The organism is Halobaculum litoreum (assembly GCF_030127125.1).
Lineage (GTDB): Archaea > Halobacteriota > Halobacteria > Halobacteriales > Haloferacaceae > Halobaculum > Halobaculum litoreum.
The window spans coordinates 2,601,659-2,614,845 of sequence record NZ_CP126156.1; the positions used below are offsets into that span (position 1 = coordinate 2,601,659).

Genomic DNA, 13,187 nt, shown 5'->3' on the forward strand with positions numbered 1-13,187 from the left:
CTCGTTTCGCACGGTGGTATATAAATTCGTGGAAGCGGCCATCTGGGCCGCTCCTGTCAGTTTCCGCCCGATTCGGCGCGCGAGTTACTTGTCGACCGAGACGTTGTTGTGTCCGGTCGTCAGGTGGAACGAGTCCACCGGGTGCGACTGGAAGTCGCTGACGTAGTCTTTCACGCCGAAGCTGTTCTTGAGGTTGTACGCGGGCAGGTGCGCACGGTCCTCGAGGATCGTGGTGATCGCCTCGGTGTACAGCTGCTTGCGCTCGTCGCGGTCGGCCGACTGCCGGGCGTCGACGATCTTCTGGGCGGCGTTCTTGCCGCGCTGGCTGTTGGCGCCGTAGTACGTCCCGTTCGTGACGCCGAGGGTGTCCTCGGTGCGGCCGAACAGGTAGTACGTGAACGCGTCGGGGTCGGGGGTGCCGGACCAGCCGAGCGTGTACATGTTGTAGTCGTCCGCGTTGCCGGTGACGTACGCGTCGAGGAACGCGCCCCAGTCCAGCCGCTGGACGGAGACGTTGTTGAAGCCGGCCTCCTTGAGGCCGTTCGACACCGAGATGCCGATCTGTTCGCGCTTGTCGTCCGGCGGGACGATGATCTTCCAGTTGTAGTCCATCGAGACGCCGGCCTCCTCGAAGAGGGCGGTCGCCTCGTCGATGTCCTTGTCGTGGGGGATCTGCTCCCACTCGTCGATGGGGAAGCCCCAGTCCTCCGTGATGGAGGCGGGCGTCGGCGCGTACTGGCGGACGCCGGTCGGCTCGACGTACTGCTCGACGGCCGTGTCCATCGAGAAGCAGTAGTCGATCGCCTCACGCACCTTGGGGTCGGCGGTCGGCCCCTCGTTGCAGTTGAACGCGAGGTAGAAGTAGCCGATGCCGGGCACCTCGTCGATGCTCGCGTCCTCGATGCTGCGCACCGTGGAGTAGAGCTTCGGCGGGATCTCCTCGACGACGTCGTTCTCGCCGTTGCGGAGCGTGGTGACGCGGGTCGTCGCCTCCGTGATCGGCGTGAAGTGGACCTTCTCGAGGTTCGCCATCGGCTCGCCCCAGTAGTCCTCGTTGCGGACGATGTCGACGTAGTCGCCCTCCTGCCAGTCCTCGAAGACGAACGGGCCCGAGCCGACGGGCATCTCCGTGTTGAACGCGTCCTTGTCGTCCTCGCGGACGGACATCGGCACGATGGAGCCGGCCGCGAGCGTGTTCATGAACGGCCCGAACGGGTACTTCAGGTTGAAGACGATCGTGTCGTCGCCCTCCGTCTCGACGGAGTCGATCATGTTGAACTCCGAGGCGTTCTCGGTCTCCTCCGCGACCGGGGCCTCGAAGCTGTACTTCACGTCCTCGGGGGTGACGGGGTCGCCGTTCGAGAACGTCGCCTCCGTCGTCATCGTCACCGTGTAGGTGGTGCCGTCGTCGCTGACCTCGGGCTCGCCCGTCGCCAGCTCCGGCACGATGCCGGTCCCTTCGTCGTAGGCGTACAGCCCCTCGAAGATCTGACTGGCGACCTGCGAGGAGGGCACGTCGTTCAACACGATCGGGTCGAACTCGAGGGGGCTCTTGACGAGCGCCAGGTTGAGCGTCCCGCCGCTCATGCTCCCCGAGTCGCCCCCGGAGTCGGAGCCGCTGTCGGAGCCCGAGTCGCTCCCCGAGTCCGTCCCGTCGCCGTCGCTTTGGCCGCCGTCGCCGCCGAGACAGCCCGAAACCGCGGCGACGCCGGCCGCGCCGGTTCCCGTCAGGAACCGACGACGATTCATCCGCTGAAACACACGATTTACGTCGTCTTCTGTCATGGTTGTGCTACCCAAACTGGGATATGAAGCCTTGGTAAGTTCCGACATAAATACTTGTTGCTGTGCGGGTGATTGACGTACTGATATCACCGGAGGGCGTCCGCGATCGGAACGCGGATTGTCCTCGGCGCACGACCGCGGTCATGCGCCAGTTCGTCGTCTGCGGCCACGACGCCCCCACGACCCCCGAGTTCAGCCTCGACGACCTCGCGGGCGGGGCCGGGCGGCTCGACCTGTTGTGTCGCTGTGTGAACGCGGGCCTGCTGCTGTCCCACGGGATCCGCGAGGACAGCCGGGTCCACCTCGTGCTCGGGGACGAGGTCACCGTCCGTTTCGACGGCGCGACCGCCCGCGGCCTCCACCCCGACGAGCGGACGACCGCCGCGCGCGTCCGCGACGCCGTTGACGCCCGCGAGGACGCTATCGGCCACATGCCCGCCGAGGTCTCCCCCGGCGTGTCGCTGTACCGCATGGGGTTGGCCGAGACGCTCGACGCGCTCGACGGGACGCTCGTCCAGCTCCACGAGGAAGGCGACCCCGTCGCCGAGGTCGACCCGCCCGCGGATCCGGTGTTCGTGCTCTCGGACCACTCCGACTTCGCGGACGCCGAGCGCGACCTGCTCGCCGACCGCGCGGACCGCCGTGTCCGCCTCGGACCGGCGGCGATCCACGCCGACCACGCGATCAGCGTCGCGAACAACTACCTCGACACCGACGGCTACAGGCGCTACTGACGGCACGGCCCCCGACCGGATCGCGACGCTGCTCGGGGTTCGGAAGCCTTAACAGAGCGCCCGGCGTTCCTCGGAGTGCGGGCCGGTGGGGTAGCTTGGTATCCTTCGGCCTTCGGGTGGCCGTAACCGCGATTCAAATTCGCGCCGGCCCACTTTCCCGCGTTTTTACACACTCGAGCGGTGCGTAGTGCGTTCGTTCCCGACGACGGTTCGGGGATTCGACGAGATGGTCCGGCGAACTGCGGCAGTGTAGGCTCCGCGGACCCGCGGACTGCCGGTCGCCCCCGGCGCAACCGCTACGTCGGTCGGTACGTCGAAGAAAGTGGTCCGCGTCCGAACCGATGCCGGTTACAGTTCGACGGCTTCCTTCTGTCCGAGCGACTCGGGCACCGTGAAGCGGATGCTCGTCGTCGCACCGGCCATCGTGTTGATCTTGATCGTCACTTCGTCACCCTCGGCGAGTTCCTGCCCGCCGGTGAAGTCGCTGACGTCGAAGATGTACTGGAGGCGATCGTCGTTGTCGTTGAGGACCGGCGCGCTCGTGTCCGTGTCCTTGACGACGTCGTAAGTGAACACGTCGCCCGTCGCGTCGGAGGTGTTGTCGAAGTCGCTGTGAGCGATCAACTGGTAGGTCCCGCTCGGGCCGATCCACGTGACGGTCGTGTTCTCGAGGTCGATTTCACCCGAACCGGCACCCTGCGTCACGGTGACGTTGACGAAGTCGACCGCGTTGTTACTGACGTTCCCGACGGTGGCGACCTCCTGTACGCGGTCGCTCACCTGCTTGCTGCTCTGTTGTCCGGTCTCTTGCGACTTGCTCTGGAGGAAGCCCGCGGTGTTGATCAGGACGCCGGCGGCGATCGCCGCCACCAGCACCATCGCGATGAACACGATGAGCGTCCCGATCCCCACTTGCCCGCGCTCTTCCTCGTCCGTGATGAATTCGAACATGGTGTGTTCCACTCCCGTACTGGGATATCTGTGCCTTCCCGACCGGATAGTAAACCGTTCGCCCCCGATTATCGACATCGAGACCGGCAGACGGCTCGGAACCGACGGACATTAGCCCGCCGCCGGCACACCCGGAACCGAACCGATGTCGGACACAGCGCGGCTCGTCGTCGTCTGCGGACTGCCCGGAGCGGGCAAGACCACGGTCGCGGAGGCGGCCGCGGAGCGGCTCGGCGCGACGCTGGTGCGCACGGACGTCGTCCGGAAGGAGCTGGTCGCCGAGCCCACGTACTCCAGCCGGGAGTCACAGCGGACCTACGACGAGGTGTTCCGCCGCGCGGCGACGCGACTGGCCGCGGAGGACTCGGTGGTGCTCGACGGGACGTTCCGTCGCGCTGCCCGCCGCGACCGAGCCAGAACGGTCGCCGTCGACGCCGGCGTCCCCTTCACCCTGCTCCGCGTCACCTGCGACGAGGCGACCGCGAAGGCGCGGATCCGCGCTCGCGAGGACGACGAGTCGGACGCCGACGTCGCGGTGTACGACCTGCTGTGCGAGGAGTTCGAACCGGTCGACGACCCCATCGTCGTCGACAACTCCGGCGACCTCGATGCGACGCTCGCACGCGTGCGCGAGATTTTGTGAAAAGGTATCGGCGGTAGACCCCTCCGTCCGGCGGTCCCGGACACGGAGACCGAAGGCTTTTGCTCGGCGCCCGGTTCGGGTTCGCCGATGAGAACACGCGCGGTCGAGTTGGTCCTCGTCGGCGTGCTCCTGTTCGGGCTGACGGTCGCGGGCAGCGCCCTCGTCGCGCCGGACCGCTCGACCCCGGCCGCGGCCGACGGCGCCGAGCGCACCACCCTCGTCGGCTCGCAGGGCGGCGGCCCCGGGTGGCACGAGTACGGGAGCGTCTACCTGCTGAACGGCACCGACGTGGAGTGGCGCGAGGACTCCGCGGACAGCTACTTCGACGTGCAGCGCCTCCCCGACGGCCGGGTGCTCGCCGGCTTCATGGACGGGGGGTACGCGGACTGCGGTCCGTACGAGTCGCCGTGCGCGCACACGGGCTTCCGGCTCCTCGACCCCGACGCCGAGGGCGGCCCGACGGTGGCCGAGGAGTACGGCTTCCCCGTCCGGACGGAGACGAACAGCGAGATCCACGACGCCGAACCGCTCCCCGGCGGCGGCTTCGCCATGACCGACATGGACCACGAGCGGATCCTGATCGTCGAGGACGGCGCGGTGACGTGGACGTGGAACGCCTCCACGCTGTACGACGCGCCCGCGGACCCGACCCGCACCGACTGGCTCCACATCAACGACATCGACCGGATCGGCGACGGCCGGTTCCTCGTCTCCGTCCGCAACGCGAACCAACTCGTGATCGTCGAGCGCACCGACGACGGCGGGAGCGAGGTCGTCGAGATCGTCAACGCCGACGAGGCGGGCTCGTCGGACGCCTCCTGCACCGGGAACGGGCAACTGCGCGACACCGACGGCGACGGCGACGTGCGCTGTGGCGACCCGTCGATCCTCGACCACCAGCACAACCCGCAGTGGCTCGGCGACGGCGCGGTGCTCGTGGCCGACTCCGACAACGACCGCGTGGTCGAGCTCCACCGCAACGCCTCCTCGGGCGAGTGGGAGATCGCGTGGGTGGTCACCCACGCCGACGGGCAGTCGCTGCGGTGGCCGCGCGACGCCGACCGGCTGGAGAACGGCCACACGCTGATCACGGACACGCTGAACAAGCGGATCGTCGAACTCGACGAGAACGGGAGCGCCGTCTGGACGTACCCGACCGAGCGCATCCCGTACGAGGCCGACCGCGTCCCCCGCGAGTTCCAGGGCACCGAGCGCGACCTCCCGCTGGCGACGGGCGGGGGGAGCGACGGGGCCGGGGAGTCGGGCGTCCCCGTCCTCTCGACGCTCGTCGTGGGCGTCAGGGCGGTCGCGCCGTGGGCGCCGGTGTGGTTCAGCGAGGCGCAGGTCGGCCTCACGCTCGTGTCGCTGGCGTTCGTCCTCGCCGGCGGGGCGGTGTCGCTGCGCCGCCGGCTCGGGATCTGACGCGGCGTCCCGGCTCCCGCACGCTTTTCTCGCTCGCCCGGGTGCCGGGCGTATGACCGACCGCGGCGACGACGCCGTCGACCCCGACACCGCCGACACCGCCGACACCGACGACGCGACCGACCCGCTGGCGTGGGGGACGCTCGACACCGACATCGACTACTCGTGCCCCGGCTTCGACGTCCGCCGCGACGACGTCCGCCTCCCGGACGGCACCGAGACGGACTTCCACTACGTCGACGAGCCGCCCGCCGTCGTCGTGCTCCCGTTCACGCCCGACGGCGACGTGGTGCTGATCGAGGAGTGGCGACAGGCGGTGGGGCGGGTGAACCGGGGGCTGCCCGCGGGCACCGTCGAGGCCGACGACGCCGACCTCGCGACGGCCGCCCGCCGGGAGCTCCGCGAGGAGACGGGGTACGAGGCCGACGCGGTCGAGCCGCTGCACGCCAGCGAGCCGGCGAACGGCTTCGCCAACTCCGTCCACCACTACTTCCTCGCCCGCGGCTGCGAGCCGGCGAGCGACCAGGATCTCGACTTCAACGAGAGCATCCGGCCCGTCACCGCCGCGTACGACGCGTTCCGCGAGGCGGTCGCCGCCGGCGAGGTGCGCGACGGCCGGGCGGTGCAGGGGGTGGCGATGTACGAACTCCGGCGGCGGTAGCCGCCCGGCGCGGCGGGCGGGCCGCTGCGACGGGCGGGAGCGGGAGAGCCCGGTGCGAGGAGCGGGCGGTCGGGGGAGCTTTGAGGTGCGAAGGGCCGCCCGGAGCGGCAAGGGTCTTGACCGGCCCGGCCCAACGCGGGGTATGGTCACCGTGCCTGCGAACGTCCGCGCCGTCGCGAGCGGCTACGGCCTCGGCATCGGCGGCGCCGTGCTCGCCGCCGTCCTCTCGCTGGCGGGCATCCTCGTGCTCGCGCTCGTCGGCGTCGCGTCGCTTCCCGCACGCCTCGCCGTGTTGTTCGTCCTCGGCCAGTACGTCCCGTTCATCGGGTTCCCGATCGCGTACCTCCGGTGGCGGGGGTTCGACTGGGGCGGCATCCGCGACTACTTCGGCGTCGAGGTGCCCTCGCTGCGCGAGGTCGGGATCGTCGTCGCCGGCTTCTTCGCCGTGTTGGTGCTCACCCTCGGCACCGCGGTGGTCGTGACACAGGTGCTCGGGCTCGAGCCCGCGAACAACTCCACCGGCGAACTCGCGCAGGACGTCCCCTCGATCGTGCCGCTGCTGGTGCTCGCGTCGCTGGTCGTCATCGGCCCCAGCGAGGAGACGCTGTTCCGGGGGACCGTCCAGAACCGGCTCCGGGAGTCGCTGCCGGCGGGGGCGGCGATCGTCCTCACCGCGGCGCTGTTCGCGGCGGTCCACGTCACCGCGCTCACCGGTTCGCTGGGCGCGCGCGGCACGACGATCGTGATCCTGTTCGTCCCCAGCCTCGTGTTCGGCGTCGTGTACGAGTACACGCGCAACCTCGTCGTCCCGGCGCTCATCCACGGGATCTGGAACTCGTTCGTCTTCGGGTCGATCTACGTGTCGACCCAGTTCGGCCCCGGCACGGCGGCCGCGCTGCTCGGGCTGTAAACGGAGGCCGTCGCCGTCCCCGCGCCCGACACGCCCGCCGCCGTCGCGACGGCCGTGTCGCAACCCTTACTCGCGTCCCCGGGAACCTCGGCGTAATGCGCGAGCACTTCGAGATCCGGGACCACGACGCCGCCGGCCGCATCGGGGAGCTGACCGTTCCCCGCGCGGGCGTCACCGTCGAGACCCCCGCCCTCCTCCCGGTGATCAACCCCAACATCGAGACGATCGACCCGGGCCGCCTCCGCTCGGAGTTCGGCGCCGACATGCTGATCACCAACTCCTACATCATCCGCACGACCGACGACGTGCGCGAGCGGGCGCTCGAGGAGGGCCTCCACGAGCTGCTCGGCTTCGACGGCGCGATCATGACCGACTCGGGCAGCTTCCAACTGGCCGAGTACGGCGAGATCGACACCACGACGACGGAGATCCTCGAGTTCCAGCGCGACATCGGGAGCGACGTCGGCACCCCGGTCGACATCCCGACGCCGCCGGACGCGAGCCGCGAGCAGGCCGAGTCCGATCTGGAGGTCACCCGGCAGGCGCTCGCGGACGCCGAGGCGGTCGACACCGGCGACATGCTCGTGAACGCGCCCGTGCAGGGGAGTACGTACCCGGACCTCCGCGAGCGGGCGGGCCGCGAGGCCGCCGCGACCGACCTGGACGTGTTCCCCGTCGGCGCGGTCGTGCCGATGATGAACAGCTACCGCTACGACGACATGGTCGACGCCGTCGCCGCCGCCAAGCGCGGCCTCGCGGAGGACTGCCCGGTCCACCTGTTCGGCGCGGGCCACCCGATGATGTTCGCGCTCGCGGTCGCGCTCGGCTGTGACCTGTTCGACTCGGCGGCGTACGCGCTGATGGCCCGGGACGGCCGCTACCTCACGGTGTCGGGCACCGAGCAGCTGGAGGATCTGGACTACCTCCCGTGTTCGTGCCCGATCTGCCACACACACACGCCCGAGCAACTGCGCGCCGCCGGCGACGACGACCGCGAGTCGCTGCTCGCAGAGCACAACCTCCACGTCACGTTCGAGGAACTGCGCCGCGTGAAGCAGGCCATCCGCGACGGCGACCTGCTCGAACTCGTCGAGAAGCGCGCCCGCGGCCACCCCGCGATGGCCGACGGCTACCGCGCCCTCCTCGAACACGCCGACCAACTGGAGCGTATCGACAGCGCCTCCAAGGGCACCTTCTTCTCGGTCTCCCACGAGTCGGCGCGCCGGCCGGAGGTGCGCCGCCACCACGACCGGCTCGCGCGGCTGTCGGTGCCCGACCGCCTGCTGTGTACGGAGTACGGCACGCCCTCCGACCACGACTACGACGCGGTGTGGCGCGTCGTCCCCCCGTTCGGGCCGTTCCCGCGGGCGCTCTCGGAGACGTACCCGCTCACCGCCGAGGTGCCCGACCGTACCGACGCCGCCGCCGAGCGGGCCGCCGCCGAGGGGATCCGCGCGCTCGTCGAGGCCGCCCCCGACACGGATCTGACGCTCGCGCACGACGGCTGGGGCGCCGACGCGCTCGCCGCGGTCCCCGACTCCGTGACGCTCGAAGACCTCGCGGCCGACGGCCACCGCGACCGTGACGCCGTCGCGTCCGCCGACGCCGAGGACGGAAGCGAAAGCGAATAACGCCCGGCCCGCACACCTCGGAGCATGACCGACTACTTCGAGGTCCACGAGCGGGACGGGGCGGCCCGCCTCGGGGAACTGCGCCTCGAGTCGCCGCTGACGACGCCGGCGCTGGCGGACGACGTGGTGCGCGACGCCGGCTCGCTGTGGAACGCCGAGCGCGACACCCCCGACGGCGACGACGCGGTGCTCACGATCCTCCCCCACCGCGCGTACCCCGCGGGCACACGCGACGAGGTGATCGACGCGTTCGCCGCCGACTACCCGGACATCGGGGGGCCGAGCGCCGCCGTGATCCCGAGCGACGCGCCCGACGTGGGCGGCGCCGCCGACGCGCCCGTGGACGCGTACGTCCTCTCGGACGCGCAGGGCGTCGTCGGCCACGCGTCGGCGTTCGCCGAGGCCGTGGTCGACGTGCGCGAGACCGTGCCGGCCGACACCGCGCTGTACTGCTCGGGCGTCGCCACGCCGCTGAACGTCGCGACGCTGGTGTACGCTGGCGTCGACCTCGTCGACGCGAAGCGGGCGCGGGTGAAGGGGAGCCAAGGGAAGTACCTCACCGACGAGGGCGAGCGCTTCCTGGAGGACCTCGACGAACTCCCCTGCTCGTGCCCGGCGTGTCAGGTGCCCCGCGAGGAGTTCGACCGCGCCGCCTGCGAGGAGCACAACGTCAACGCGCTGGCGGCGGAGCTTCGCCGCGTGCGCCGCCGCATCCGCGAGGGGCGCCTCCGCGACTACGTCGAGGGGCAGGCCCGCCACGAGCAGTGGCTCACGGCGACGTTCCGCGAGCTGGACCAGCAGTACGGCTACGTCGAGGCGCGCGCGCCCGTCGCCCGCAACAACGAGCTGTCGGCGGCGACGAGCGACACCATCCGCCGCCCGGAGATCCAGCGGTTCGCCGAGCGCGTCACGGACCGCTACGTGAACCGCTTCCGGAACCCGCTCGTGCTCGTCCCGTGCTCGGCGAAGAAGCCGTACTCCGAGAGTCAGAGCCACGGCCAGTTCCACGACGCCATCCAGTTCCGCGCGCACCTCGCGTCGATGACCTCGCCCATCGGGGTCGTCCCGCAGGAACTCGAACTCACCTACCCCGCCCAGCACTACGACACCGTCGTCACGGGGCGGTGGTCCGAAGACGAGAAGCAGTTCGTCGCCGAGGTACTGAAGCGCTACTTGGAGCGCAACGAGTACCCGCGCGTCGTCGCGCACGTCCCCGCGGACGGCTACCGCGACATCTGCGAGCGCGTCGAGGCACAGGTGGACGTGCCGTTCGAGTACACCGTCGAGGACCACCCGACGACGACCGAGTCCATCGGGAACCTCATGTCGACGCTCGACGGCGAGCTGAAGTACACGAAGCGGGAGCGCGAGCACAACACGGTGCGCGCCCTCGCCGACTACATGCTCGGCGACGGCGCGGGCGACGACCTGTTCGACGAACTGAACACGCGCTCGCGGTACCCCAAACTGCAGGTGCGCGACGACGACGAGGAGCTGCTCGCGACGATGGTGCCCACCTACGGCGCGCTGGCGTTCACGCTCGCGGGCGCCCGCCGGTGGGTCGACAGCGACGCGCCGACCAAGACCGTCGAGATCGACGCGTTCGTGCCGCAGGGGAGCGTGCTCGCCCCGGGCGTCGTCGACGCGGACGACGACATCCGCGTCGGCGACGAGGTCGTCGTCGAGGGGCCGACGGCGTTCGCCGTCGGCCGCGCGGAGATGCACGGCGCGGAGATGCGCTCGTCCACCCGCGGGATCGCCGTCGACGTGCGCCACAGCGAGGAGCTGTAGCCCCCGTATCGACGCCGGCACCTTCTTACGCTCCGTCGCCGCCTCGTCGGTGTGAACGAGCGAACTCGCGACCTCGTCGACGCCGCGCCCGGGATCATCGCGGTCGCCACGCTCGCGATCGTCGCGCTGACGGCGATCCTCGGGTTCGGGAGCCTCGTCCCGATCGTCGCCGTCGTCGGCTGGCTCCTCCTCACGCCGCTGTCGGCGATCCTCGGCGAGGTGCTCGTCCCCGACGAGACGGACGCGCAGCCCGCCCGGCAGTCGGACCCCGAACCCGCGCGTGACGCCGCGACCGACCCGGTCGACCGGCTGCGTCGGCGCTACGCCGCCGGCGACATCGACGAGGAGGAGTTCGAGCGCCGGCTCGACCTCCTGCTGGACACGGAGGGCGTCGACGCGGCGACCGCCCGCGAGCGCGTGCGGCAGCGCGACCGCGACGCCGACGCGGAGCGCGAGGCCGACTTCGAGTTCGAGCGCTGACCGAGGCGCCGCCGACCGCGAAGCGAACGCCTACAACCGAGCCCCCGTACCCACGGGTATGACCGACGACCACGCGCCGGCCACCCGCGTCGGCGTCGACGTGGGCGGCACGTTCACGGACCTCGTCACGGTCCGCGACGGCCGGATCCGCGTCGACAAGACGCCCTCGACCCCGGCCGCGCCCGACGAGGGCGTCGTCGCGGGCCTGCGCGCCCTCGACGCGCCGCTGTCCGAGGTCGGCTTCCTCGGCCACGGGACGACCGTCGCGACGAACGCGGTGCTGGAGGGCGAGTGGGCCGACACCGCCCTCCTCGCCACCGAGGGGTTCCGCGACGCCGTCGAGATCGGCCGCCAGACCCGCCCGGACATCTACGACTTCGACGCGACGAAGCCCGACCCGGTGGTCCCCCGCGACCGCCGGTTCGAGGTGCCCGAGCGCGTCGACGAACGCGGCGACGTCCTGCGCGAACTGGACGAGGCCGCCGTCCGCGACCTCGCGGCCGACCTCCGCGAGTCGGGCGTCGAGAGCCTCGCCGTCTCGCTCCTCTTCTCGTTCGAGCGCCCCGACCACGAGCGTCGCGTCCGCGAGATCCTCCGCGCGGAGGGCGTCGACGCCAGCGTCTCGCTCTCGTCGGACGTGCTCCCGGAGATCCGCGAGTACGAGCGCACCCTCACCACCGCGATGAACGCCGCGCTCAAGCCCGTGATGGACGCGTACCTCGGCTCGCTCGCCGACAGCGTCGCCGAGCTGGGCGTCGACGCGCCGCTGCGGGTGATGGGGTCGAACGGCGGCCTGATGGCCGCCGCGGCCGCCCGCGAGCGCCCGGTCGACACCCTCCTCTCGGGCCCCGCGGCGGGCGTGCGCGGCGCGACCCACGTCGCCGGCCGCCGCGGCGTCTCGGACCTGATCACGATGGACATGGGCGGCACCTCCTGCGACGTGAGCCTCGTGCGCGACGGCGACCCGCTCGTCACCACCGACACCGTGGTGGGCGACTACCCGGTCTCCGTGCCGACGGTCGACATCCACACCGTCGGCGCCGGCGGCGGCTCGATCGGCTACGTCGACACCGGCGGCGCCCTGCGCGTCGGCCCGCGCTCCGCGGGCGCCCAACCCGGCCCGGTCTGCTACAACCGCGGCGGCACCGCGCCGACCGTCACCGACGCCCACCTCGTGCTCGGCCGCATCGACCCCTCCGGGTTCCTGTCGGACGCGCTCGCCCGCGACGCCGACGCGGTCCGCGACGCGTTCGCCCCGCTGGCGGAGGCGGTCGCCGACGACCCCGACGCGACGGAGGCGGCCGCCCGCGGCGTGTTGGACGTGGCGAACGCGAACATGCGCCGGGCGCTCCGCGTCGTCAGCGTCGAGCGCGGCTACGACCCCCGCGAGTTCGCCCTCGTCGCCTTCGGCGGCGCCGGGCCGCTCCACGCGACCGCCCTCGCGGACGCGCTGGACGTCCCCGAGGTGATCGTGCCGCGCGCCGCCGGGGTGTTGTCGGCGCTGGGCCTGCTCATCAGCGACGTGGTGTACGACTACTCCACGTCGATGGTGCGCCGGCTCGACGACGTCGACCCCGCGGCGCTCCGCGAGGCGTTCGCCGGGTTCGAGGCCGAGGGTCGCGCGGAACTGCGCGACGCCGGCCGCACGGCCGACGAGACGGCGTTCGAGCGCACGCTCGACCTCCGGTACGCCGGGCAGTCGTTCGACCTGTCGGTGCCCGTCGAGGGCGACCTCACGAGCGACGAACTCGCGGCCGTCGCGGAGCGGTTCCACGCGGCCCACGAGCGGCGGTACGGCCACGCCTCCCCCGGGGAGCCGGTCGAGTTGGTGACCGTCAGGCTGCGGGCGCGGGGGCTCGTCGAGCCGCCGGAGTTGGCCGTCGCGGACCGCGCCGGCGACCCCGACGACGCGGTCACCGGGACCCGCCGGGTCGGCTTCGCCGACGGCGACCACGACACGCCGGTGTACGACCGCGGCCTGCTGCCGACGGACGCGAGCGTCGACGGCCCCGCGGTGGTGGAGGGGACGGAGAGCACCGTCGTCGTCCACCCCGGCCAGCGGGCGCGCGTCGACGGCGACGCGAACCTCGTCGTCGACACCGGAGGTGACGACGAGTGACCGCCGGGAACGACGACGCCGACGCCGGCGTCGACTCCGTCACCCTCGAAGTGATCCGCA

11 protein-coding genes and 1 tRNA gene are annotated in these 13,187 nt (G+C 71.4%); 10 read left to right on the forward strand and 2 right to left on the reverse strand.

What is annotated here, in order from left to right; genetic code table 11:
- Window positions 1-84: 84 nt before the first annotated feature.
- Entirely contained in the window at window positions 85-1,785 is a 1,701-nt protein-coding gene (locus tag P0R35_RS14150) for an ABC transporter substrate-binding protein (RefSeq protein WP_284013060.1), read from the reverse strand.
- Window positions 1,786-1,928: 143 nt separating this feature from the next.
- On the opposite strand from P0R35_RS14150, the gene trmY reads away from it, so the two are divergent.
- Together trmY and P0R35_RS14160 are read left to right on the forward strand one after the other, a co-directional pair.
- Window positions 1,929-2,519 (forward strand): tRNA (pseudouridine(54)-N(1))-methyltransferase TrmY, encoded by a 591-nt coding sequence (trmY, locus tag P0R35_RS14155; RefSeq protein WP_284013061.1) that lies wholly within the window; start codon window positions 1,929-1,931, stop codon window positions 2,517-2,519.
- A 79-nt stretch (window positions 2,520-2,598) separates the two neighbouring features.
- Window positions 2,599-2,671: transfer RNA gene (locus P0R35_RS14160), tRNA-Pro, on the forward strand.
- A 196-nt stretch (window positions 2,672-2,867) separates the two neighbouring features.
- Here P0R35_RS14160 and P0R35_RS14165 read toward each other — a convergent pair.
- On the reverse strand, window positions 2,868-3,470 hold the full coding sequence (locus P0R35_RS14165; protein ID WP_284013062.1) for a flagellin: 603 nt from the start codon (window positions 3,468-3,470) through the stop codon (window positions 2,868-2,870).
- Window positions 3,471-3,615: 145 nt separating this feature from the next.
- On the opposite strand from P0R35_RS14165, the gene P0R35_RS14170 reads away from it, so the two are divergent.
- The 8 genes from P0R35_RS14170 to P0R35_RS14205 all read left to right on the forward strand — a co-directional run bounded on the left by P0R35_RS14170 (window position 3,616) and on the right by P0R35_RS14205 (window position 13,127).
- Complete coding sequence (locus tag P0R35_RS14170; protein WP_284013063.1) at window positions 3,616-4,113, forward strand: P-loop nucleotide/nucleoside kinase family protein; 498 nt, start codon at window positions 3,616-3,618, stop codon at window positions 4,111-4,113.
- An 87-nt stretch (window positions 4,114-4,200) separates the two neighbouring features.
- Entirely contained in the window at window positions 4,201-5,535 is a 1,335-nt protein-coding gene (locus P0R35_RS14175) for an aryl-sulfate sulfotransferase (protein ID WP_284013064.1), read from the forward strand.
- Window positions 5,536-5,587: 52 nt separating this feature from the next.
- Complete coding sequence (locus P0R35_RS14180) at window positions 5,588-6,196, forward strand: NUDIX hydrolase (protein ID WP_284013065.1); 609 nt, start codon at window positions 5,588-5,590, stop codon at window positions 6,194-6,196.
- Window positions 6,197-6,338: 142 nt separating this feature from the next.
- Window positions 6,339-7,106, forward strand: a complete 768-nt coding sequence (locus tag P0R35_RS14185; protein WP_284013066.1) for a CPBP family intramembrane glutamic endopeptidase — start codon at window positions 6,339-6,341, stop codon at window positions 7,104-7,106.
- A gap of 95 nt (window positions 7,107-7,201) precedes the next feature.
- Window positions 7,202-8,737 carry a tRNA guanosine(15) transglycosylase TgtA gene (tgtA, locus tag P0R35_RS14190; RefSeq protein ID WP_284013067.1) on the forward strand — a complete coding sequence of 512 codons (1,536 nt, stop codon included), beginning with the start codon at window positions 7,202-7,204 and terminating at the stop codon, window positions 8,735-8,737.
- 24 nt (window positions 8,738-8,761) lie between these two features.
- Window positions 8,762-10,528, forward strand: coding sequence for an archaeosine synthase subunit alpha (gene arcS / locus P0R35_RS14195; protein ID WP_284013068.1), 1,767 nt, complete (start codon window positions 8,762-8,764; stop codon window positions 10,526-10,528).
- 51 nt (window positions 10,529-10,579) lie between these two features.
- Complete coding sequence (locus P0R35_RS14200; protein ID WP_284013069.1) at window positions 10,580-11,008, forward strand: SHOCT domain-containing protein; 429 nt, start codon at window positions 10,580-10,582, stop codon at window positions 11,006-11,008.
- A gap of 58 nt (window positions 11,009-11,066) precedes the next feature.
- Window positions 11,067-13,127 (forward strand): hydantoinase/oxoprolinase family protein, encoded by a 2,061-nt coding sequence (locus P0R35_RS14205; protein WP_284013070.1) that lies wholly within the window; start codon window positions 11,067-11,069, stop codon window positions 13,125-13,127.
- Window positions 13,128-13,187 lie beyond the last annotated feature (60 nt).